This is a genomic window from Cystobacter fuscus DSM 2262 (assembly GCF_000335475.2).
Taxonomy (GTDB): domain Bacteria; phylum Myxococcota; class Myxococcia; order Myxococcales; family Myxococcaceae; genus Cystobacter; species Cystobacter fuscus.
In genome coordinates this window covers 235,897-257,360 of the sequence record NZ_ANAH02000011.1, presented here as the reverse complement: position 1 = coordinate 257,360, position 21,464 = coordinate 235,897, and the positions used below count along the sequence as shown (strand labels likewise).

At 69.8% G+C, this 21,464-nt stretch carries 19 protein-coding genes; 7 read left to right on the top strand and 12 right to left on the bottom strand.

The features are described 5' to 3' along the window. Positions 1-27 precede the first annotated feature (27 nt). Both D187_RS21380 and D187_RS21375 read right to left on the bottom strand, forming a co-directional pair. On the bottom strand, positions 28-1,308 hold the full coding sequence (locus D187_RS21380) for a TIGR04013 family B12-binding domain/radical SAM domain-containing protein (protein WP_002622654.1): 1,281 nt from the start codon (positions 1,306-1,308) through the stop codon (positions 28-30). A 29-nt stretch (positions 1,309-1,337) separates the two neighbouring features. Further along, entirely contained in the window at positions 1,338-2,678 is a 1,341-nt protein-coding gene (locus D187_RS21375) for a hypothetical protein (protein ID WP_002622653.1), read from the bottom strand. Positions 2,679-3,035: 357 nt separating this feature from the next. Between D187_RS21375 and D187_RS21365 the strand changes: the two genes are divergently transcribed. After that, positions 3,036-3,509 carry a hypothetical protein gene (locus D187_RS21365; protein WP_155893487.1) on the top strand — a complete coding sequence of 158 codons (474 nt, stop codon included), beginning with the start codon at positions 3,036-3,038 and terminating at the stop codon, positions 3,507-3,509. Here D187_RS21365 and mug read toward each other — a convergent pair. The 3 genes from mug to D187_RS21350 form a co-directional block, all read right to left on the bottom strand. Continuing rightward, positions 3,506-4,009: a G/U mismatch-specific DNA glycosylase gene (gene mug / locus D187_RS21360; RefSeq protein WP_043430922.1), complete on the bottom strand. Its 504-nt coding sequence runs from the start codon at positions 4,007-4,009 to the stop codon at positions 3,506-3,508. The genes D187_RS21365 and mug overlap by 4 nt on opposite strands. Before the next feature lie 101 nt (positions 4,010-4,110). Further along, the gene (locus tag D187_RS21355) at positions 4,111-5,625 is read right to left on the bottom strand and encodes a pyridoxal-dependent decarboxylase (protein WP_002622648.1); all 1,515 of its coding nucleotides are present in this window, start codon (positions 5,623-5,625) and stop codon (positions 4,111-4,113) included. Between the two features lie 71 nt (positions 5,626-5,696). Beyond that, entirely contained in the window at positions 5,697-6,683 is a 987-nt protein-coding gene (locus D187_RS21350; RefSeq protein ID WP_002622647.1) for a polysaccharide lyase family 20 protein, read from the bottom strand. Positions 6,684-6,919: 236 nt separating this feature from the next. Between D187_RS21350 and D187_RS21345 the strand changes: the two genes are divergently transcribed. Further along, complete coding sequence (locus tag D187_RS21345; RefSeq protein WP_020918179.1) at positions 6,920-7,840, top strand: methyltransferase; 921 nt, start codon at positions 6,920-6,922, stop codon at positions 7,838-7,840. On the opposite strand, the gene D187_RS21340 is transcribed toward D187_RS21345, so the two are convergent. Continuing rightward, the gene (locus tag D187_RS21340; RefSeq protein ID WP_245591779.1) at positions 7,783-8,580 is read right to left on the bottom strand and encodes a dimethylarginine dimethylaminohydrolase family protein; all 798 of its coding nucleotides are present in this window, start codon (positions 8,578-8,580) and stop codon (positions 7,783-7,785) included. The genes D187_RS21345 and D187_RS21340 overlap by 58 nt on opposite strands. Positions 8,581-8,808: 228 nt before the next feature. Between D187_RS21340 and D187_RS21335 the strand changes: the two genes are divergently transcribed. The 3 genes from D187_RS21335 (at position 8,809) to D187_RS21325 (ending at position 12,179) form a co-directional block, all read left to right on the top strand. Further along, positions 8,809-9,714 (top strand): iron-containing redox enzyme family protein, encoded by a 906-nt coding sequence (locus D187_RS21335; RefSeq protein ID WP_020918178.1) that lies wholly within the window; start codon positions 8,809-8,811, stop codon positions 9,712-9,714. A gap of 125 nt (positions 9,715-9,839) precedes the next feature. Then, a complete protein-coding gene (locus D187_RS21330; protein ID WP_002622644.1) occupies positions 9,840-11,006 on the top strand; it encodes an ATP-grasp domain-containing protein in 1,167 nt (388 codons plus the stop codon). A gap of 147 nt (positions 11,007-11,153) precedes the next feature. Beyond that, positions 11,154-12,179, top strand: coding sequence for an arginine N-succinyltransferase (locus D187_RS21325; protein WP_002622643.1), 1,026 nt, complete (start codon positions 11,154-11,156; stop codon positions 12,177-12,179). A gap of 18 nt (positions 12,180-12,197) precedes the next feature. Here D187_RS21325 and D187_RS21320 read toward each other — a convergent pair whose 3' ends face one another. Further along, complete coding sequence (locus D187_RS21320) at positions 12,198-13,205, bottom strand: hypothetical protein (protein WP_002622642.1); 1,008 nt, start codon at positions 13,203-13,205, stop codon at positions 12,198-12,200. Between the two features lie 58 nt (positions 13,206-13,263). Here D187_RS21320 and D187_RS21315 point away from each other — a divergent pair, with 58 nt between their 5' ends. After that, positions 13,264-16,446: an ABC transporter substrate-binding protein gene (locus D187_RS21315; RefSeq protein WP_245591778.1), complete on the top strand. Its 3,183-nt coding sequence runs from the start codon at positions 13,264-13,266 to the stop codon at positions 16,444-16,446. Positions 16,447-16,476: 30 nt separating this feature from the next. Here D187_RS21315 and D187_RS21310 read toward each other — a convergent pair whose 3' ends face one another. From D187_RS21310 to D187_RS21290, 5 genes are read right to left on the bottom strand one after another with little or no spacing between them, the layout of a single operon-like run. After that, a complete protein-coding gene (locus D187_RS21310; protein WP_002622640.1) occupies positions 16,477-17,091 on the bottom strand; it encodes a DedA family protein in 615 nt (204 codons plus the stop codon). Between the two features lie 18 nt (positions 17,092-17,109). Next, positions 17,110-18,183 (bottom strand): radical SAM protein, encoded by a 1,074-nt coding sequence (locus D187_RS21305; protein ID WP_002622639.1) that lies wholly within the window; start codon positions 18,181-18,183, stop codon positions 17,110-17,112. Next, the gene (locus tag D187_RS21300; protein WP_002622638.1) at positions 18,180-18,419 is read right to left on the bottom strand and encodes an anti-sigma factor family protein; all 240 of its coding nucleotides are present in this window, start codon (positions 18,417-18,419) and stop codon (positions 18,180-18,182) included. The genes D187_RS21305 and D187_RS21300 overlap by 4 nt, the downstream gene beginning before the upstream one ends. Before the next feature lie 59 nt (positions 18,420-18,478). After that, complete coding sequence (locus D187_RS21295) at positions 18,479-19,093, bottom strand: RNA polymerase sigma factor (protein ID WP_002622637.1); 615 nt, start codon at positions 19,091-19,093, stop codon at positions 18,479-18,481. A gap of 34 nt (positions 19,094-19,127) precedes the next feature. Next, positions 19,128-19,709 (bottom strand): DNA-3-methyladenine glycosylase, encoded by a 582-nt coding sequence (locus tag D187_RS21290; RefSeq protein WP_002622636.1) that lies wholly within the window; start codon positions 19,707-19,709, stop codon positions 19,128-19,130. A gap of 150 nt (positions 19,710-19,859) precedes the next feature. Between D187_RS21290 and D187_RS21285 the strand changes: the two genes are divergently transcribed. Beyond that, complete coding sequence (locus tag D187_RS21285) at positions 19,860-21,407, top strand: 4-alpha-glucanotransferase (RefSeq protein ID WP_043431056.1); 1,548 nt, start codon at positions 19,860-19,862, stop codon at positions 21,405-21,407. The last annotated feature ends 57 nt before the right edge of the window (positions 21,408-21,464 follow it).

The window sequence follows — 21,464 nt, the reverse complement described above, 5'->3', positions numbered from 1 at the left end:
CCGCCTCGTGGATGCCCGCTTACTGACTCAGCGCCTGGGCTGACGTCTCGTGGCGATTCCGTTCGCCAGGCGAACCTGCTGCTTCCAGTGGCCATACAGGCGGCCTTGCGACGCGAGTCGATCCAACTCCCGCCGGGTCTCGTCGTCCACCGAGCCCGGGGGCGCGTCGCGGTAGGGCGTTCCCGGCAGCGGCATGAACGTATGACCGTGAACCTTCGCGCCCACGTGCGCCAGGCGCCGCATCAACTCCAGGGTCGCCCGGACATCCTCGGGGTTTTCCCCCGGCAGGCCGAGGATGAAGTCCACGTTGGGCACGAAGCCCCACTCCACCGCCAGACGCGCCGCCCGCACCACCGTCTCCACGTCATGACCCCGGCGCGTCTCCAGGAGGATGCGCTCGCTGCCGGACTGGCCCCCGATGATGAGGTTGTCGTTGTCCACGTAGCGCTTGAGCAGGGCGAGCGCCTCGGGCGTCACGTGCTCGGGCCGCACCTCCGAGGGGAACGTGCCGTAGAACACCCGGCCCTCGGGACCCATCGCCTCGCGCACCGCGGCGAGCATCCGCTCCACCGCCTCCAGGTTCATCGACTCGTCCTGGGTGCCGTAGGACATGGAGGTGGGGGTGATGAAGCGCACGTCCCGCTTGCCCGCCTCGCGCAGCACGCGCGTCCAGTGGGCGATGTTCTCCACGGTGCGGTGCCGGAAGCGCGCCTTGTTCAGGAAGGGCGTCTGGCAGAACCGGCACGCGTAGATGCACCCGCGCGTGATCTCGATGGCGCCGAACTTCATGTTCCTCGCCGCGAAGGGCGGGTAGTGGTCGAGCACCACGCCCTCGCCCCGGCCCCGAGGCACCACGCGCCCCTCCACGAGCTGGGAGAAGCCCCGCGTCTGCCGGGGATCTTCCCCGCGCATCATCCGGCCGAGCAGGTCCAGGAGGATGACCTCGCCCTCACCCACCGCCACGAGATCGAAGCCCGCCTGGAGCGTCTGCTCCGTCTCGGCGGTGGCGTGCACTCCGCCCGCGATGCACAACACCTCGCGGCCCGCCAGTTGCTCGCGCAGCCAGGCCATTTCCTCGGCCGCCGCGGGGAAGCTCGCCGAGTAGAAGGACCACGCCACGACCACCTGGTAGCCCTCGTCGAGGCACTCGCGCACCGAGGCCAGCAGGGAGTCCCGGTCCCTCGGGAAGCGCAGGGCCACGTCCCGCCCTACTGGATCGGACTCCACCGCTCCCGCCAGGACGGTGAGGGCGTACTTGCCCGGGTACTGGTAGCTCAGAACGAGCGCGACCTTGTTCGTGGAGGACATCGCCCACGGATCTTAACACGCGCTCCCGCTCAGGACCGGTGCCTCTCGGCCACGCGGTAGAGCTGGGTGAGGGAACAGTCCAGCAGCGACTGACACGAGCGCATGTAGTGGTGTGCCCGGACAAAGGGCAACCAGACGCGCCTGCCCACGAGCACCTGGGCCTCCTCGAGCTTCCGGCGGGGTATCCACTGGCCGCCCAGGTGGCGCACCAGCACTTCACCGAGGTAGGCGCCAATGGCGGGCACGGCGTGCGCGTCGATGTTCCGCCGCTCGAACACCCTCGGGAACTCCTCGTGCCAGAACTGATAGTCCACCTCCGTCAACGACTCGGGCGTTGCCTCGAAGACGGAAGGCACCTTCGTGTGCATCAACGCCACCAGGTGCTCGGCGAGGTCGCCGTAATGCTCGCGCGCCGATTCCGGGTCGTCCACGTCCGGAGGCAGGGCCGCATCGGCGGGGTGCCACTCCGTGGGCTCTGGCGGTTGGTACGTGTTGAACCCGGCGATCTTCCGCTGGCGCTCATGAATGGCGACGCCATCCACCACGCGTGAGAGGAGCGGAGCCACGTCCGGATGGAAGCGGGGTTGCACGGGGGCGAGCGTGGCGCTGCGCTCGCGCAAGGTGCGCAGCACGGTGGCGTAGTCGAGGTCCGGCCGGAGATGGATGTGGGCACGCGCTTGAGCCTCACGCGCCTCCTCGCTCGCGAAGTCCGCGGCGGTGGGCCGGATCACCATAAGCACGGAGCCGTTGGGAAGTTCCTCGACCCGCCAGGCAGGCGTGGACAGCATGCGCTCGCGACCGACGGCATCCACCAACTTCGGGCCGAAGACATTCAGCCAGAAGACCTCGTAGATTTTATCGAATCCGTCTCGGATGGAGGTCTGCATGTCGCGGCCAAAGCGGGGAGCACCAGACAGTTGATCATCCGCCAGACCATGGGCGGAGGCATGAGCAACCGGGTAGTGAGAGGCCCAGTGCCGCACCATCTCCACGAACTGGAGACAGCGCCCCTCCTCCTTGAAGAAGGAGAGCGGCTTCACATTGATCGCGATGTCCAGCTCGCAAGGCCGCGGTGGAAGCCAAAGCCAGAGCGACATGTCCAATGCGGGCCACTCCGTCCGGTAGAGCCCGAGAGCCGTGCTGTTCCCGTCACGCCGCTCCTCCAGCGCCTTCCAGAAAGAGGTGCGGGAGTACTTGCGCCTCCGCTTGCCGTTGATGACGTCCGGCATCCACCCATCGGCGAACTTCTCGAGGGCTTGGAGGAAGTGCTCCAGTGCTCGCTCCAGCGCCACCCGCGAATCGAAGCCACCTTTGAAATCGAGCCGGAGGCTGTCCTCGCCCTTCACGCCATGAAAATCCAGCACCTTCATTGGAAGAAGACCTCCACTCCCGGAACTTTCTCCTGGGTCTTGCTCACGGCGACATCCGTGACTCTGACATTCATGGGTTTGAGTTCGCCGCCCTCGTAGATGAGGCGAACTCTAGGGATCAGCACCGTGCTGTCGCCACGAAGAAGGGATTGGAGGGAGTCTCGGCGGATGTCCACGGTCTCACCGTATTTTCGCAGAGCCTCACTATGACAGGAGCCTCTCCGGCGGCACCACCCCCGAAGAGCACGGTGAGCATGCACGCAGGAGCCCGCACGTACCACTTTGGGTGGATACAGCCTTCAGGGACGCGACGCGTAGGGTTCCTACACGTCCAACCGCTCTCACGGGAGTACTCCCATGCGTCTCGCGTCCCTCATCCTTCCCTCTCTTCTCGCCAGCGCTTGTGGTCCTGGTGAACCCATCTCCGACAGCTCCCCGACAAACACTGTCGTCTCCACTCAAGAAGGTCCATCCAAGACCACCGCCGCCCTCACCTTGACGCGGACCTACGACTGTCTCCTGTTCGTCCACACTGGCGTGACGAGCTTCAGCATCCAACACCTCGTGAACTTCATGTCGGACGGAAGCGTGATCTCCACTTGTCACCTGGATGGTGCGCTCCAGGGAACTGGCTCCAGTGTGTTCCAAGGCGATCATCCCGAGGCCGAGAAAGGTCAATGCGTCGTCCAGGCGTCTGCCAATGGGACCGCCACTGGCGAGAGCTGGACGCTGAACCTCTATCCCTACATGCCGTACAGCGAGGGCCTCTACCATAAACAGAACAGCGCGCAGGATGGACTCAGGTACCGGCTGGCCTGCAGCGTGCGTTAGCCACCCGCCTCCACCGCCAGACGCAGCTCGCGGAACATCCGCGCCAGGTCCGCGGGACGGTAGTGCGCGTTGAGTCCGCTCGGATTGGGAAGCACCCAGACGCGGGTGCCGGCCAGGAACTCCGGTTGCAATCCCAGCAGGGCCTTCGGCTTGCCGAACGCCGTGCGCCACGCGCCAATGCCCAGCACCGCCAGGTAGCGCGGTTGGTAGCGCCGCACCTTGGCCTCCAGCTTCCGGCCGCCCTCGGCGTAGTCCCGCGCCGTCAGCGAGTCCGCCGCCACCGAGGCCTCCTCCACCACGTTGGTGATGCCATAGCCGCGCACGAGCAACTCGCCCTGCTCGTGGGGGGCGAGCAGCCGGTCCGTGAAGCCCGAGGCGTACAGCGCCGGCCAGAAGCGGTTGCCCGGCCGCGCGAAGTGGTGGCGCACGACGGCCGAATACACGCTCGGGTTGATGCCGCAGAAGAGGACCTTCAGGCCGGGAGCGATGATGTCCTGCATCCTCGCCCCCACCGCGGCCAGCAGTTCCTCCCTCGTGGGTCTGTGAGTCGACTTCAGGCGTTCCTCCCGGTGACTCGACCTCTACCGTCGGGCCCGCCCCGCTATTCCCCCGCGAGCGCCACGAGCCGCTCCCAGACCGCGCGCACGTGCCGCTCCTCGGTGCGCACCGCGCCGATGGCCAGGCGCAACACGTAGCGCGCGGGCGCCCCGTCCACGCCGGGCAGCACCGTATGGGAGAGGAACGCCTGGCCGCTCGCGTTGAGCCGCTCCAACAGCAGGCGGTTGCGCGTGTCCGTGTCCCCCGGCGCCTCGCCCGGCCGGGGCTCGAGCCGGAAACACACCAGGGAGAGCGAGCGAGGCACGGCCAGCTCGAAGCGCGCGTCCTCCTCGACCCACGCGGCGAAGCGCTCCGCCAGCCGGATGTGCTCGCGCACGTAGGTCCGCAGCCCCCGGGCGCCATAGTGGCGCAGCACGAACCACAGCTTCAGCGCACGGAAGCGGCGGCCGAGCGGCACCTGCCAGTCCCGGTAGTCGATGACCGCGCCGCTCGCGCTGGCCGCGTTGCGCAGGTACTCGGGCGTCACGCTCAACGCGTCGATGAGGGCCTTGCGGTCCCTCGTGTAGAAGGCATCGCAGTCGAAGTTGGTGAGCAGCCACTTGTGCGGGTTGAAGGCGAAGGAGTCCGCCACCTCCAGCCCCTCGCGTAGCGCCGCGTACTCGGGGCACAGCAGCGCCGAGCCCGCCCACGCCGCGTCCACGTGCAGCCATCCGCCCGAGGCACGCACCCCGGTGCGCTCCCACACCTCGCCCACCGCGCGCACCGGATCCATCGCCCCCGAGGACGTCGTCCCCAGGGACGCGCACACGAAGAAGGGCTGGCGGCCCGCGGCCAGGTCCTCGCGCACCGCCTTCTCCAGCAGGTCCGGTCGCAGGGCGTAGCCGCCATCCGTGTCGATCTGCCGCAGGTGCACACCGTCCTGCGCTCCGTTCGCCACGCCCGCGAGCATGGCCGCCTTGAGCACGGAGGAGTGCGTCTGGGTGGAGGTATAGGCCACCCATTCCGCCTCGCGGCCGAGCGCGCGCCGCGCCCGCTCGCGCGCCGCCACCAGCGCCACGAGCACGGCCTCGCTGGCGGTGCCCTGGATGACGCCACCGCCCGTGCCCGAGCCCGACTGGAAGGCGGCGGGCAGGCCGAGCAGCCCGGCCAGCCAGTCCAGCACGCGCGTCTCCATCTCGGTGGCGGCGGGGCTGGTGGACCAGAGCATGCCCTGCACGCCCAGGCCCGCGGACAGCAGCTCCCCGAGCACCGCCGGCCCCGAGGTGTTGGACGGGAAGTAGGCGAAGAAGGAGGGGGACTGCCAATGGGTGAGGCCCGGCAGCACCACGTCCTCCAGGTCGCGGAAGATGGCCTCCCAGCCCTCGGCGCCCTCGAGGCCCTCCTCGGGCGCATGCGCGGGCAGCTTCGCCGCCACCTCGCCCGGAGCCACCGCCGCGCGCACGGGGAAGGACTCCACACGCGCCCAGTAGTCGGCGATCCAATCCACCATCCGGTGGCCCAGCCGCCGGAACTCCTCCGGGCTCAGGTGGGGCACCGCCTTCTCACGCGCATCGCTCATCTCGGCTTCCTCCTCGCGGGGTGCCTCTTACGATAGCCCCACGAGGATGGGTAGCGAGCGCGCGGGCGCGTCTACCGGCGCCGCCACCGCCGCGGCAGCCCCGCGAGCCCCAACAGCGCCAGGACGCCGAGCGCTCCGCCGGTGCTCGAGCACCCCACGGCCTGGGCCTGCTCACCCGGCGGAGGAAGCACGGTTCCCGTTCCCGGCGTGGGCGACGAGGAGTCCACCGGTGTCTCACCCGCCGGGGGCACTTCCGTCCCGGGCCCGGCTCCGGGCGTGCCCGCGTCCACCGGCCCCGGAGTCCCCGCGTCCGTCGGCGCTGGAGTGCCCGCGTCCACCGGCGGGGGCGGGGGCGCCGGAGGGGGCAGCACGTCCGCCAGTTGCGTCGCCTGCGTATAGCCATCGTGGTAGACGACGCCCACGGGCTTCACGGTGTCGCTGCGATAGAGGCCCAGCTTCAGGTAGACGCCATCGCCCTCGTACAGCGTGACGTGCTTGTACTTGGACAACACGCGCTGGCCATTGAGCCACAGCTCCACGAAGCCCACGGAGGCGTCCGAGGACCACTTCACGTGGAAGATGAAGTCGTGCCACACGCCGCGCACCAGCTTCGTCTTCCAGGGCGTGGCGCTGTCGGCGAGCGTGAGCCGCATCTCCTCGCCCTTGACGAAGAACTCCACCGGCGGCGAGCCACAGCACCCCGAGTGGTGCCACTGGGTGAAGACCTGCCACGCGTCCACGCTCGGGTAGTCCGTGGGGAACATCACCTGCCAGCGGTAGTAGTACTCCGAGCCCTCCTTCTCCTGCCCCATGTAGACGAGTTCGTTGCGATTGCCGCTCGAGTCGATGGGATCATCGCCCTGGCGCACCGTGGCCTTGAGGGCGTAGCGGCCCTGGAAGGCGGGCGACTGGACGATCTGCAACCGGTCCGTGCTCACCCGTTGCGCGCGGGTGTACTGCGTGATGCCTCCCGTCTCGAAGTCCCCCCTCCAGACGACGCCCGCCCACGACAGGCCCGGCATCAACACGGCGAACAGCGCAAGCAGGAGTCTTCTCAATGGGCCTCCCCGGGAACGTCTGACATCCAACGGTGGGGGGCCCACGCTTTCATGTTCGGGTTTTATTTCAAGCGGCTGTTATTTCTATGGCCTTGACCGTAGGGCAGACAGGCATTGGAGCGCCCGTCGCCGGGTCTGTCGTCCGCCAACACGGACGCTGCAAAAGTGTGCTCTGGAGAATGCCGGGAAACCGGTCCTTGCTTGACGGGGTGCTCTCGCGGCCAAAGGGTACGGGGGTGAATTCCCAGGACGAGGCCCTGCTCGAGCTCGGACGCGCGCTGCGCTCCGCCGGCTACCACTTCATCACCGTGACGCCCGAGACCCATCGGCGCGTCAACGCCCGCCGCTCCTCGGAGACGGCGCGCTCGCTGCGCGAGGTGTTCGGCTGGAACCGGCCCTTCACCGCGGAGGTGCTGCCCTCGCCCATGTTGGCGCTGTTGGACCGCGCGCGGATGGTGGAGAAGCAACCCGATGGGCGGCTGCGCAGCCTCGTGCGCTACTCCAGCCTGGGCACCGGGCTCTACCTCCACGAGGCCTATCCCACGTCTCAGAAGGACGCCGTCTTCTTCGGTCCGGACACCTACCGCTTCGCCTCCCTGCTCGCGCGCGTACCGGGCCACTTCCGGCGCGCGGTGGACGTGGGCTGTGGCTCGGGGGCCGGGGGCCTGTCCTTGGCCCACCGGGTGGACACGCTCGTGCTCGCCGACGTGAACGAGCGGGCGCTGCGATTCTCGCGCATCAACGCCGCGCTCAACGGGGTGTCCCACGTGGAGGTGCTCACGAGCGATGCGCTGGGCGGCGTGCCGGGCGAGGTGGATCTCGTCATCGCCAACCCGCCCTACCTGGTGGACGAGGGCGCGCGCACGTACCGCGATGGCGGAGGCCCTCACGGCGTGGACCTGTCCGTGCGCTTCACCCGGGAAGCCATGCGCCGCCTGTCTCCCGGCGGCATGCTCGTGCTCTATAGCGGCGCGCCCGTGGTGGACGGCGAGGATCAGCTGCGCGCGGCGCTCACCCCGGTGCTCGCCGAGGCCCGGGCCCTCTTCCAGTACGAGGAGTTGGATCCGGATGTCTTCGGCGAGGAGCTGGAACAGCGGCCCTACGCGAACGTGGAGCGCATCGCCGTGGTGTCGCTCGTGGCCACGCGCCCGGCGTGATGAATCTGTGACACGAGGCACGCCGCGCTGCCGCCCGCCAGGTGGAACTGGTCCAGGCGGACCTCCACCGGCCGGCGGCCCAGCGCGCGCAGCAGGGACATCACCTGGGGGGCCCGCGCGCCCACCAGCACCGTGTTGCCCACCTCCACGAGGTTGAGCCCGAAGACGAGCGCCTCCTCGTAGGGCACGCGCAGCACGCGGTTGACGCCCTCGGTGCGCGCGAGCGTGCGCAAGGCCTCGGGCGTGAAGGCCTCCTCGCAGACGAGCACGGTGCCGTCGGACAGCACGTGCAGCGCGGTGTCCAGGTGGTAGAGGTGCGGATCGCGCAGCTCCAGGGGCGTCACCGGCGCGTCGAGGAACACCTCGAGCATCATCGCCGCGCGCGCCGAGGAGCGCTGGCCGTAGCCGAGCAGCGCTCCGCTCGCCTGGGGCAGCATCGCCAGGTCTCCTCCCTCGAAGTGGGCCGACGGGGGGCTGAAGACCTCGAAGCCCAGGGTGTCCAGCACACGGGCCCGCGCCCGCTGCTCCTGCTGGCGCTCGCCGTGGACGGGCGAGGCGAGCAACGCCCGCATCCGCCCGCGCTGCGAGTGCAACACGGCGTTGTCCTTGGCGAACACGGAGTCATACGCGCCGTGAACGAAGGGCAGGGAAATCAACTCGGCGCCCGCCTCGACGAGAGCACGGCGGTAGGCCTGATGTTGGGCACGCGCGTGGCGCCAGTTGACGGCGCCAATCTTCATATGCGGGTTGATGCTCCAAGCCACTTGATAGGCACAGTCCACCGTCTGGATGGCGCACTGATTCCTCTCACAACGAATCTCACTGATCGCGAATGTCAGCGACGACTGGCTTGTGACCGCGGGCATCCCCACCTTCTCCCCTGTATGGGCCTCGGCATCAGGCCGAGGCACCAGATCAGGAGGGTGTGCACCATGGCGGGGTTTGGAGAGAGCGGGAGCTCGGAGAATATGCAACTCGGTGCGCTCCTCGGTGAAGGAGCGGGCGAGCAAGAGCAGAACGCGCTCCACCGGGTGCTTCTTCAATTCAACAGGTCGCGTCTGCGGCCCACCGTGCCGCATGAGGATTGGCGCGAGGAGGTGACGCGCGAGACGCGGCTGCGCCTGCTGGAGGGAGAGTTCGTCGAGCGCGAGCGTGCCCTCGTGGCCGAGCGCGCCGCCGAGGCGCCCGAGGAGCCCGAGGCCTTCGTGGCCTGGTTCGAGGAGCTGAAGCAGACGGGCCCGGGACAGGGAGACCCGCTCTTCGCGTGGCTCGCCACGGAAGCGACGCTGGAGCCCTTCCACTGGTTCCTCACCCAGGAGTTCGCGGGCGAGGCGGGCTTCGATGACCTGGTGGCGCTCACCCAGGTGAAGCTGCCCACGCAGGCCAAGCTGGAGCTGGCGCGCAACTACTGGGACGAGATGGGCCGGGGCCGCGAGGACGCGATGCACGGGCCCATGCTGTCGCAGCTCGCCACGTCGCTGGACCTGCACCCCACGGACGAAGGCACGGTGTGGGAGGCGCACGCGCTGGCCAACCTCCTCGTCGCGCTCGCCGCCAACCGCCGCTACACCTACCAGTCGGTGGGCGCGCTGGGCGCGGTGGAGCTGACGGCGCCGGGACGCTCGGCGTGCGTCAACGCGGGCCTGCAACGGCTCGGCTTCAAGATGCCGGTGCGGCGCTACTACGCGGTGCATGCCACGCTGGACGTGAAGCACTCCGAGGCCTGGAACCGCGAGGTGCTCAAGCCCCTGGTGGCGGCGGATCCCCGCGTGGCGCGGCCCATCGCGGAGGGCGCGCTGATGCGCCTCAACGCGGGCGCCCGGTGCTTCGAGCGCTACCGCCGCGAGTTGGGGCTGAAGCTGCCCCGGGCCTGAGACACGGCGCCGGCCCGTGAAGTGTCCACGGGGAGTCACCGGGCGGACGCGTCCCCCGACGTGACACCGCCCGGGGGCCGGGGAACGCGGCATCCTGCCTTCCCTGTCCCCGTGGTCGAGGCACCATGAACTTCGTCTTCATCTCCCCCCAGTTCCCGCCACACTTCTACCTCTTCGTCCAGGCGCTCCGGGAACAGGGGTTCCGGGTGCTCGGGCTGGGAGATGCGCCCTACGACTCGCTGCGCGCGGAGCTGAGGGAGTCGCTCACCGAGTACTTCTACACGCCCAACCTCACCGACACGGACGCGATGGTGCGCGCGGTGGGCTACTTCACCTGGAAGCACGGCCTCATCCACCGCATCGAGTCGCTCAACGAGAGCTGGCTCGCGGTGGAGGCCACCCTGCGCGAGCACTTCAACATCCCGGGGCTGCGGCCCGCGGACATCGCCCGGCTGCGCAGCAAGTACGGCATGGCGGTGGTCTTCCGCGCGGCGGACATCCCTCATCCGCTGTGCGAGAAGGCCGTGGACGCTCCGCAGGTGAAGGCCTTCGCCAAACGCGCGGGCTACCCCCTCGTCATCAAGCCGGACGTGGGCGCGGGAGCGGCGCGCACCTTCAAGCTGTCCTCGGACGAGGAGGTGGACGCCGCCATCATCCAGCCCCTGGCGGACGCCGTGGTGCAGAACTTCATCAAGGGGCACATCCTCACCTACGACGGCTTCGTGGACGCCAGGGGCCGCGTCATCTTCGCCATCAGCCACCAGTACCTCGACGGCATCATGGAGGTGGTGAACGAGGTGCGCGACTCGGCCTTCTGGACGCTGCGCGAGCTGCCCCCCGAGCTGGAGGCCATCGGCCGCAAGACGCTCGCGGCCCTGGGCCTGCGCGAGCGCTGGTTCCACCTCGAGTTCTTTCGGGGAGAGGACGGGCGCTTCCTCGTGCTCGAGGCGAACCTGCGCCCTCCCGGGGCGACCATGACGGACACGATGAACTACGCCTGCGACGCGGACGTCTACCGGCTGTGGGCCCGCATGCTCACCGGCGAGGACATGGACGGCATCCGGCTCGAGGCGCACTTCCACGCCGCTCACATCACCCGCCGCCACCACAACCGGCACTACCAGCTGTCGCGCGAGCAGTTGCTGGAGCGGCTCGGCGGCAACCTCCTGCTCCACGGCCCCACGCCCCCCGCCTACCGGGTGAATCTGGGCGACGAGATGTACCTGGTGCGCTATGCGAAGCTCGAGGATCTGCATCAAGCCATCTCCTGGGCTCATGCCCAGGTGCGTTGAAACGTGTCAGGCAGCCGGGCGAGCACGAAAGCCAACGCGATGCGTCGCATCCGGAAGGATAGGAGCGGCTGACGGTTGGCCCCGGTGAGGTAAGGTGATTTTTCGTAGCGCCCTCTCCCCAGGGGGGAATGAGGCGCGGGTGCCCCCATGCTCGTCTTGCGCGATGTCCAGAAGACCGATTTGCCCGGCCTGAAGCGGCTCGCCGCGGTGCTCAACACCGTCAACCTGCCCAACAACGAGGAGACGCTCGAGGCCATCATCGACAAGTCCGTGAAGAGCTTCTCGGACAAGGTGAAGGATCCCTTCGAGCGCGAGTACCTCTTCGTGCTGGAGGACGTGCGCAACGAGATGATCATCGGCACGTCCATGGTCATCGCGCAGCACGGCACCTACGAGTCCCCACACATCTACTACGACGTGTCCGAGCGCGAGCACTACTCGGCCAGCATCGGCCGGCACTTCCGGCACAAGGTGCTCTCCATCGGCTACAACTACGAGGGCCCCACGGAGATTGGCGGCCTGGTGGTGGATCCGCCCTACCGCGCCACGCCGGACAAGCCCGGCAAGCAGCTGTCCTACGTGCGCTTCCTCTTCATGGCCATGCACAAGCGGCTGTTCCGCCCGCGGGTGCTCGCCGAGCTGCTGCCCCCGCTGATGCCCGACGGGCGCAGCCTGCTGTGGGAGGCGTGTGGCAAGAAGTTCACCGGGCTCGACTACCAGGAGGCGGACCGGCTCAGCCGGCAGAACAAGGAGTTCATCAAGGAGCTCTTCCCCTCCTCGGACATCTACGCCTCGCTCTTCCCCGAGCGCGTGCAGAAGGTGCTCGGCGAGGTGGGGCCCAACACCCAGGGCGTGCAGCGGATGCTCGAGCGCATCGGCTTCCGCTACGTGGAGCGCATCGATCCCTTCGACGGCGGCCCGCACTTCGAGGCCAACCTCGCGGACATCTCCCTCGTGCGCCGCTACCGCTCGGTGAAGCTGGCCGCGGAGGACTTCGACATGCAGGGGGATGACGTGCTCGTCGGCTACGAGCGCGAATCCGGGCGCAACCGCTTCCGCGCGGTGCGCACCATGGCCCGGCTGGACGACAAGACGGCCTACCTGCCCGCGCGCGCCAAGCAACTGCTGGACGCCCCCGTGGGCGCCCGGCTCTCCATCATCCCCTTCGACTGAGGCCCCGGCGGGCTCGCCTCACCGGGCGGCCGGAGCACGCACCACCCGGTGCTCGCCGCGCAACAGCGCGAGCCACCGCTCTCCGGCCTCCACCGTGGGACGGCCGGGCTCCACCACGGCGAGCGCCAGGTGGGTGGTGGGCAGGACGGTGTCCAGCGACGTCGGATCCAGCTCCAACACCTCGCCCCCCGCGAGCCCCACGCGCACCCAGGCATGAGGCCGGGCCGGGCCCCCGTCCACGACGAGCAGGCCCTGCACCAGCGCCACGCGCTGCCCCCGCGCCGCCGCCCGGGCCGCGAAGCGCGAGGCATGCGCGAGACACCCGCCCGCCTCGCCCGCTCCCGTGTCGCTCCAATCCGCCGCGCTCGGCAGCTTCTCGGGAAAGGACGCGTGGACCTCCCGCGCGAGCGCGCGTGCCGGCGCCTCCCGCCACTCCGTCAACCACGCGGGGCGCCGCGCGAGCGGCCAGGGGGGCTCGAAGCCGAGCACGCCCCGGTCGCCCTCCACGGGCACGCCGTCCACGAAGAGGTCCGGGGGCGCGCGCAGCCGCGTGCCTGGAGGCACCTGGGTGAAGCGCGATTCCCCCACCTCCAACGCGACCATCCGCCCCCGCGAGTCATAGCGCGCGCGGAAGGGCTGGCCGAACAGCGTCCCCTCGACACGGTCCTCCTGGAGGGTGGTGACGCAGTGGGGCCCCTCGCGTCCGGACAGCTCCTCGCGGCCGAGCACGCAGCCGCTCGCGAGCGGCTTGTGCCACAACCACAACGCCTGGGACACGCTCGAGCTCCCCGCTACGACGCCGTCCGCCCCCAGGGCCACGGTCACCTCCCGCGTGCGCTGCCCCACGTGTTCCCCGCGGGTGTGCAGGTGCCGTGAGGTGTAGGTGAAGCGCCGGGCCTCGAGGGAGAGGGTGACGAGTCCGACCGGGACGCCCTTCCAGGCGAAGACGAAGCGGGCCTGCTCGGTCGCGGGGGCCAGGGGCGCGCCCCTTGCTGGCAGTGCGAGCAGGAGCACGGGCAAAAGCACGCGCCGGGCGCTCCCTCGCGACGAGATGAGGACCCCATGGGCGAGGCGGGATACGGTGATGGGACCTCGGTCTCTCATGCACCTCTACAAGTACCTCCTTTCGTTCAGCGTCGTCATCGGGCTCACCCTCGGAATCACGACGGGCGGACTGCTGTGCCTCACCGCCGGCCAGTCCATGACCCCGTCGAGCTGGGCCGTGTTGCTTGTCGGCACGCCGCTGCTGCTCATGGCGGCGACCTACGCCTTCTGGACGCTGTGGGCGGACCGGCGCCTGCAGGAGCGGGCCAGCCTGCTCACGCGACTGGCCGAGGGAGACCTCACCAACAGCGCCTACAATGGCCTGCGCGATGAGCGCGAGGTGCGCCGGCTGCTCTACTCCCTGCGCCGGGCGCTCACCCAGGTGCAGCGGGTGACGGGCAACGTGCGCCGCACCTGCCAGGGCGTGTCCGAGGAGGTGCGCGTGCTCTTGGAGGCCGCGCACCGGCAGAGCGGCGCGGTGGAGCGCTCGCAGCAGTCGGTGCTCAGCATGGGCCAGAGCATGCAGGCGGCGGGCAAGCGCGTGACACAGCTGGAGAGCTTCATCCAGGAGACCAACGGCTCCCTCACGGACATGACGGAGCGGCTCGGACAGGTGGCCGAGGCGCTGCTCGCGCTGGACGACTTCTCGCACCGCACCACCCAGCAGGTGCAGGCCATGAGCGAGCGGCTGCACCACATCGCCTCCTCGGGTGACGAGCTGGGACGCTTCGCCAGCGAGGCGGAGGCCTTCGTGCAGCTGGTGCAGACGGGCATCGACGCCGTGCGCCACCGCGCCTCGGAGACCAACCAGCTCGCCCACGCGGTGACGGCCACCGCCGAGCACGGCGCGGTGCTCGTCAACGACTGCGTGCAGGGCATGTACCGGGTGGAGGAGACGGTGCGCAAGACGGCCGAGCTGGTGGACTCGCTCGGCGTGCGCTCCACGCAGATTGGCCGCATCGTGGACGTCATCCAGGAGATCGCCGACCAGACGAACCTGCTCGCGCTCAACGCCGCCATCATCGCGGCGCAGGCGGGAGAGCAGGGTCGGCCCTTCGGCGTGGTGGCGGACGAGATCCGCAGCCTCGCCGAGCGCGCCGCGCGCTCCACGCGGGAGATCGCCACCATGGTCAGTGGCATCCGCCGCGAGGTGGGCACGGCGGTGTCGCTGGTGAAGGAGGGCCGCGAGCAGGCCAGCACGGGCGTGCAGCTCGGGGACCGGGCCGCCGAGGCGCTGCGGGAGATCCGCGCCATCACCCAGCGCACCTTCTCGGCGGTGGAGGCCACGGTGGCCGAGACGAAGCGGCTGGATGCCCAGGGCTCCACGGTGGTGGAGGCCAGCCGCCGGGTGGCGCGGCGGGTGGACGACGTGACACGCGCGGCCATCGAGCAGGCGGGCCACGGACGCGAGCTGGTGCACCAGACGCAGCAGATGGCCAAGCTCGCGCAGGAGGCGTCGCAGAAGGCGGAGGGCCAGGCGCGCACGGGGCGGGACTTGTCGGGCGCGGTGGTGCGGTTGAGCACGGCCATCGAGGAGATCCGCGCGGCGCATGGCGTGCTCATGCGCGGGGACACGGCCATCGCCGAGGAGGTGGCGCGGGTGAGCGAGGACGCGCTCCAGGTCATCCGCATTGGTGATGGGCTGAGCCGCTCGGTGCAGCAACTGGCGCACGAGGCGGCGAGCCTGGACGGCGAGGTGTTCCGCTTCCGGCTGCCGGCGCCGCGGCCGGGTGGCACGCTGCACGCGGGCGTCCATCAGTCCGCGTTCGTGCACAACCAGGGCGGGTTGGATCCCCTCTTCGCGGTGGAGACCCAGGTGCTGGAGATGACCTGCTGTGTCTTCTCCCCGCTGCTGCGCCTGGATGATGGCATGCTGGTGCCGGAGCTCGCCGAGCGCTGGGAGGTGGACGCCTCGGCGCGCCGCTACCGCTTCCACCTGCGCCCGGGCGTCGTCTTCCACGACGGCACCCCCCTGAACGCGCGCGACGTGAAGCGCCACTTCGAGCGGCTGCTGGACCCCGCCGTGAACTCGCCGGACCGCACCCTGATGGAGGTCGTCGAGGGGGCCTCGGAGGTGACCTCGGGACAGACGCGCGAGGTGAAGGGGCTGCTGGTGCTGGACGACCTGACGCTGGAGATCCGGCTCGAGGAGCCCAAGGCCTTCTTCCTACAGTTGATGACCCTGCCGGGCGCCGCGGTGGCCCGGCTCGACGCCCGGGGACAGATGGTGGGCACCGGCCCGTTCCGGCTGGTGGACTTCGGCTCGGCGCTCATCACGCTCGAGCGCAATCCCAGCTACTGGCGCACGGGGCAGCCCCTGCTGGACCGGGTCGAGTTCCACCTGCTGGAGTCGCGCGAGCACGCCGTGAACGCGCTGCGCGAGGGCTCGGTGGACATCGTCTCCCACCTGTTCATCCGGCAGGTGGAGTCGCTCGAGCGGGACGGGCAGCAGGTGCTCGCCAGCACCACGCCCTCCACGACGTTCCTCGGCTTCAGCATGCGCGAGGCGCCCTACAACGACGTGCGCGTGCGCAAGGCGCTGCGGGCGGGCCTGAACGTGCGCGGCATGGTGGACCAATTCCACAAGGGGGCACGCCTGGCGCACACGTTGACGCCGCCGGAGTTGTTGGAGGACGACCCGTCCCTGGGCGAGTCGGGGCCGGGCAGAGACATCGCCCTGGCCGAGCGGCTGCTGCGCGAGGCCGGGGTGCGCACCCTGCCCGTCACCCTGCACTATCCCCAGGGCAACGACACGTCGCTCGAGGACGCCGTGCTCTTCCAGCCCCTGGTGGACGCGGGGCTGGTGGAGCTGCGGCACGAGGAGCTGCACGCGGACGAGTTCTTCGAGCGGCGGCGCAACGGGCGGCTGTCCGCCTTCCGCGTGGGCTGGGTCGCCGACTATCCCGACCCGGACAACTTCCTCTATTACCTGCTGCACTCCAAGGCCCAGGTCCTGTGCGCGTTGAACTACCGCAACGAGGAGCTGGACCGGCTCACGGAGGAGGCGCGCGTCACCATCGATCCCCAGAAGCGCAAGCGGCTCTACCGGCTCGCGGAGCGGGTCGTCCACGAGGACTGCCCCATCCTCCCGCTCTTCCACCAGCGCATGCACACGGTGGCCAACGGCTCGGTGCAGGGCATGCGGCTGCACCAGGCGCTGCCCCAGGTGCGCTTCGAGGAGCTGTGGTTGGACAGACCGGAGGCGGTGCTCCCGAGGGACTGAGGCCCGGGCGGAGCCCACCCCGCCCCGGGCTCACCCGGTCCGCGGCTGGCGCCTGAACAGGGTGCGCACGCCCAGCACCAGGACGACGAGCGCGACGCCGAGGATGACACCCCGCTGGTAGCGCGCCACGAGGAATTCCAGCCGCTCCAGGTTGCCGCCCACCGCCACGCCCAGCGCCAGCACCAGGGCCGTGTGCGCCACGGCCGACAGCGCCCCGAGCAGCAGCGCGTTGACGCGAGGCATGTGCGCGGCCCCCGCCGCGACGAAGATGAGCCCGCGAATGCCCGGTAGGAAACGGTTGACGAGCAGGAGCCACGGCCCCTTGTGTCGCATCTGCGCCTGCACCGACTCCAGCCGCGCGTGGGTGATGCCGAGAAAGGCCTCTCCCGGCCGCTGCTCGAAGCGGCCCCCCAACCAGTGTCCCACCTGGTAGTTGATGAGCGCACCGAGCACGCTGCCGGCCACCACCACCCCGAACACCAGCGGCCAGGGATGCTCCCCGCGCACCGCGTACACCCCGCCCAGCAGCGTGATGGTGTCTCCGGGAAAGGGCGGCACCACGTACTCCAGCGCCGCCGCCACGCCGAACACCAGCAGGCCCAGGAGGCCCAGGTGGGCGATGAAGTTGTCGAGGAACTCGACCATGCGCCTCTCGCGGTGAGACTACGAGATGCTCACGGGCGGCGGGGCCGGCAACACCACGCCCCCATATTGGGAGGCGGCGAGCGTGCCACAGGCCGCGCCAATCTCCTTGCCCCCCGAGTAGCGCCGCGCGATGGGCGCGCCGAGGATCTGCAGGTGGTCGCGAAACGCCTTGAGCTCCTCGGGCGAGGGCGGCAGGTACTTGCCCTGGGGGTCCGTCACGTCGATGAGGTCGACCTTGATGGGGATGCCCTCGAAGGCCTGCTTGAGCGCCACTGCGTCTTCTTCACCCAGGTTGAAGCCGCTGATGGCCACGTAGGCGATCATCGCCCGCTCGCGCCGCACCGTGGCGTACTCCCGGATGGCGTCCACCAACTCCGGCAGCGGGTGCCCCTTCTCGATGGGCAGCACCTTCAGCCGCTTCTCGGGGATGGCGCTCGTCACCGAGAAGGCCAGCCGGTACGGGTGCCCCTCGCGCACGTAGCGGCGGATGGCCGGCACCATGCCCGCGGTGGAGAAGGTGATGGAGGGCCCGGAGATGGCGAAGCCCGCGGGGTGCGAGAGGATCTGCGCGGCCCGCAGGGTCTCCGTGTAGTTGAGCAGCGGCTCGCCCATGCCCATGAAGACCACGCCGCGCACGGGCCGGTCGGCCTCCTCGCGGATCTGCATCACCTGCTCCAATATTTCCCAGGTGCGCAGGTTGCGCTGGAAGCCCAGCTTGCCCGTCATGCAGAAGTCGCACGCGAGCGCGCAGCCCACCTGGCTGGAGATGCACACCACGTACTTGTGGTCGAAGATGGGGATGCGCACCGCCTCCACCCGGCCCCCGAGGGGCGAGTCGAAGAGGTACTTCACGAAGCCGTCCTCGGCCTTGCGGCGCTCGACGACCGTCAGGCGGGGCATCTCCGCGTGCTCGCGCAGGAAGTCCGCCACGCGCTTGGGCACCTGGGGGGCCCGGCACACCTCCTCCACCGTGGAGGCCCCATGGGCGAAGACGGCGGCGAACACCTTGCGCACCGCCACCGGCGAGGGCTGCACGGGCGCGAGGACCGCCTCGAGCTCCGGCAGCGACAGCGTCTTGAGGTGGAATTTCACGGGGCGGGTTTGATGCGCGTGCGCAGGAATTCGGTGAGCTTGGCCGAGACTTCCTGGGGCATCTTCTGGGCCAGCGCCTTGCGGCACAGCCCCGGCGTGGCCCGGTAGGTGCGCAGGAAGTCCACGCAAGGAGCGCAGCCCGCCAGATGTTCGCGCAAGTGCCGCGTCTCCTCGGGGGACAATTCCCCGTCGAGCATCGACTGCAGCAGGTTGATGGAGTCTTTACAGGTGTACATCCGGACCTCGGCCGTGGCCTGCCTCGTCATTCACGAGATGCCCAGCCCCCTCATGGGTTTCACCCACTCGCGTCCCCCTGATTATAGAACCGGTCGATGGCCTCACGAAGAGCAAGCCGAGCCCGGTGCAATCGACTCTTGATGGCGGGAATGGAATCCCCCGTCACCTCGGCGATCTGTTCGTAACTGAGCCCATCCACGTCTTTCAAGAGGAAGACCTCCCGATAGCCCTCGGGAAGATGGTCGGTCGCCTGCTGGATGGCATACCCCAGCTCGGCGTCCAGGATGCGCCCCTCGGCATCCCGGCTCCAGTCCCGGGTGGGGTACTCGGCCAGGCTCCCCCGCTCGGTGAACTCCGGGCCTTGGATCTCTCCCTCGGCCGCCTGCACTACCCGCCGGTGGCGCAGGCGCATCAGGGCGTTGTTCGCCGCGATGCGGTGAACCCACGAGCTGAAGGCGGCATCCCCACGGAACTCCCGCAGGTGCTGGTAGGCGGAGAGGAAGGTATCCTGGCTGATCTCCGCGGCGTCCGCCTCGGAGCGCGTCATCCGCAGCGCCAGGCCGTACACCTTATCCCGGTGGGCATCCACCAGCGCCTCGAAGGCGCTGATGTCGCCCGCCTGGGCCCGCCCCACCAGCTGGCGGTCCTCTTCCTTGACGGCCTCATCGGACATTTGGGACGCACCCTCCCAGTCCGGACCGTGCCCGTCAAGCGGACTCGAGGCCCCGACGGGCGGGCGGCCGGCTCACATGTTGACTGCCCCGGACCCAGAGCCGGTAGGGCTCGTGCGCCCACTGCCCCGCATAGTCCACTCCGATACGCGGACCCCGCGCCACCTGGGCCTCCGCGACGGGCGAGCCCTCCTCCAGATAGAGCGGCGCGCACTGCAGGTCCCAACGATTGTGGCTCAGGGTCAGCCCCATGGCCCGGCACAGCCGCCCCGGGCCGTCCGTGCGCAGCGCCGGGGCCAGGCCCTCCACCGGCTCCACCGCCCGCACCAGCACCGCCGACGCCACGCCCTCCCCATCCGTCACCACGTTGAAACAGTGGTACATGCCATAGATGAGGTAGACGTAGGCGCGCCCCGGTGGACCGAAGAGCACCTCGGTGCGGGCCGTGCGCCCCTTGGACGCGTGACACGCCAGGTCATGCGCCCCCACGTACGCCTCGGTCTCCACGATGCGGCCCACACGCCGCCCTGCCTCCCCCTCGAGCACGAGGTGGGTCCCCAACAGCTCGCGGGCCACGGTGAGCGCGGGGCGCGCATAGAACGAGACGGGCAGGCGCACGCGGGAAGAAGGCCCGCCGCGCGCGGGAGATTCCCGTCAACGCCTGAACAAGCCCAAGTGTTCTCCAGAAGGTCGAGCCTGACCCCCGGCCACGGACCAAGTGCCAGGACAGTTCACATGGGGGAGCGCGTGGTGCATTGTGCGCGCACCATGTCTTCCACCGGCCGCCTCTCCGGTCTTCTCCTGCCCTTGTTCTCCCTCCGCTCGAAGACCGACTTCGGTATCGGTGACTTCGGCGGGCTCGATGGTCTCCTGCGTTGGATGGAGGCGGCGCGCCAGCGCATGTTGATGCTCTTGCCGCTGCTGCCCACCGCGCCCGGGGACCCCAGCCCCTACGCCACGCGCTCGGCGTTCGGCCTCAACGCCCTGTTCATCCATCTGGAGTCGCTGCCCGAGTTCCACGCCTCCGGAGGCGAGGCGGCGCTCTCCCCCGACGAGCAGCGCATGCTGGCCGAGGCGCGCGCCGCGCCCCGCGTGCGCTACGACCTGGTCTTCCCGCTCAAGAACGCCGCCTTCCGGCGGGCCTTCGACCACTTCGAGCGCACCGAGTGGCCCAAGGGCCCGCGCGCCCAGCAGTTCGCCGCCTGGCGCCAGCAGCAGGGAGAGTGGCTGGAGAGCTACGCGCTGTACACGGCCATCTCCAGCGAGCGCAACCAGGCGCCCTGGTGGGAGTGGCCCGAGCCGCTCAAGAACCGCGAGCCCCAGGCCATCCAGGCCGAGACGCAGCGGCTGGAGCGCGAGGTGCGCTACCACGCGTGGCTGCAGTGGGTGGCCGAGACGCAGTGGAACGAGATGCGCGCCCTGGCCAAGAAGCGCGACGTGCTGCTGTGCGGCGACGAGCCCTTCATCATCGGCCAGGACAGCTCGGACGTGTGGGCGCACCCGGACATCCTGCGCCGTGACGCGCGCCTGGGCGTGCCCCCGGACGACTTCTCCGCCACCGGCCAGGACTGGGGCCTGCCCTACTTCGACTTCGCGGAGATGGAGAAGGGCGACTACGGCTGGCTCAAGTCGCGCGCCGCCAAGGCCGCCAGCTACTACGACCTGCGCCGGGTGGACCACGCGGTGGGCTACTTCCGCCAGTGGATCCGCGACGAGAAGACGCCCACCGGGCGCTTCGTCCCCGACAACGAGGAGCAGTGGAAGCTCTACGGCGAGCGCCACTTCCGCCTGCTGTCCAAGGGCGCCGGCATCGTCGCCGAGGACCTGGGCGTCATCCCCCCCTTCGTGCGCACCATCCTCCGGGACCTGAACCTGCCCGGCTACCGCGTGCTGCGCTGGGAGCGCGACGACGGGGTGTACCGGGATCCGCACGCCTACCCGCCGGCGTCGCTCGTCACCACTGGCACCCACGACACCGAGCCCGTGGCGGATTGGTGGGAGTCCGCCAGCGACGGAGAGCGCCAGGCCATGGCGCGCGTCTACCCCGAGTTCCAGGGCGTCGCCGCCACGCGCGAGTTCACCCCCGCCGTCCACCGCGCCACGCTCGCCGCCGCGCTCAACGCGGGCAGCGACCTGTGCGTGCTGCCCTGGCAGGACGTGCTCGGCACCAAGGATCGCATCAACCTGCCCGGCTCCGTGGGCGACTCCAACTGGGCCTACCGCATCGCCCAGAACACCGAGGATCTGCTCACCCACGAGGAGACGCGTGGGGCGGCCGATCGGCTCGGTCTGCTCACCGCCTCGGCCCGGCGCTGACGCGCTCGCCCCACCCGCCCGGGTGCCTCCCCCAGAGGCCCCGGCGCCACGGGGAGG

What these genes read in the sequence shown, in the direction of transcription:
- D187_RS21380 (WP_002622654.1), bottom strand. Translation starts at nt 1,308, where the DNA reads ATGTCCTCCACGAACAAGGTCGCGCTCGTTCTGAGCTACCAGTACCCG.
- D187_RS21375 (WP_002622653.1), bottom strand. Translation starts at nt 2,678, where the DNA reads ATGAAGGTGCTGGATTTTCATGGCGTGAAGGGCGAGGACAGCCTCCGG.
- D187_RS21365 (WP_155893487.1), top strand. Translation starts at nt 3,036, where the DNA reads ATGCGTCTCGCGTCCCTCATCCTTCCCTCTCTTCTCGCCAGCGCTTGT.
- mug (WP_043430922.1), bottom strand. Translation starts at nt 4,009, where the DNA reads ATGCAGGACATCATCGCTCCCGGCCTGAAGGTCCTCTTCTGCGGCATC.
- D187_RS21355 (WP_002622648.1), bottom strand. Translation starts at nt 5,625, where the DNA reads ATGAGCGATGCGCGTGAGAAGGCGGTGCCCCACCTGAGCCCGGAGGAG.
- D187_RS21340 (WP_245591779.1), bottom strand. Translation starts at nt 8,580, where the DNA reads ATGAAGATTGGCGCCGTCAACTGGCGCCACGCGCGTGCCCAACATCAG.
- D187_RS21335 (WP_020918178.1), top strand. Translation starts at nt 8,809, where the DNA reads ATGCAACTCGGTGCGCTCCTCGGTGAAGGAGCGGGCGAGCAAGAGCAG.
- D187_RS21330 (WP_002622644.1), top strand. Translation starts at nt 9,840, where the DNA reads ATGAACTTCGTCTTCATCTCCCCCCAGTTCCCGCCACACTTCTACCTC.
- D187_RS21325 (WP_002622643.1), top strand. Translation starts at nt 11,154, where the DNA reads ATGCTCGTCTTGCGCGATGTCCAGAAGACCGATTTGCCCGGCCTGAAG.
- D187_RS21315 (WP_245591778.1), top strand. Translation starts at nt 13,264, where the DNA reads ATGGGACCTCGGTCTCTCATGCACCTCTACAAGTACCTCCTTTCGTTC.
- D187_RS21310 (WP_002622640.1), bottom strand. Translation starts at nt 17,091, where the DNA reads ATGGTCGAGTTCCTCGACAACTTCATCGCCCACCTGGGCCTCCTGGGC.
- D187_RS21300 (WP_002622638.1), bottom strand. Translation starts at nt 18,419, where the DNA reads ATGTACACCTGTAAAGACTCCATCAACCTGCTGCAGTCGATGCTCGAC.
- D187_RS21295 (WP_002622637.1), bottom strand. Translation starts at nt 19,093, where the DNA reads ATGTCCGATGAGGCCGTCAAGGAAGAGGACCGCCAGCTGGTGGGGCGG.
- D187_RS21285 (WP_043431056.1), top strand. Translation starts at nt 19,860, where the DNA reads ATGTCTTCCACCGGCCGCCTCTCCGGTCTTCTCCTGCCCTTGTTCTCC.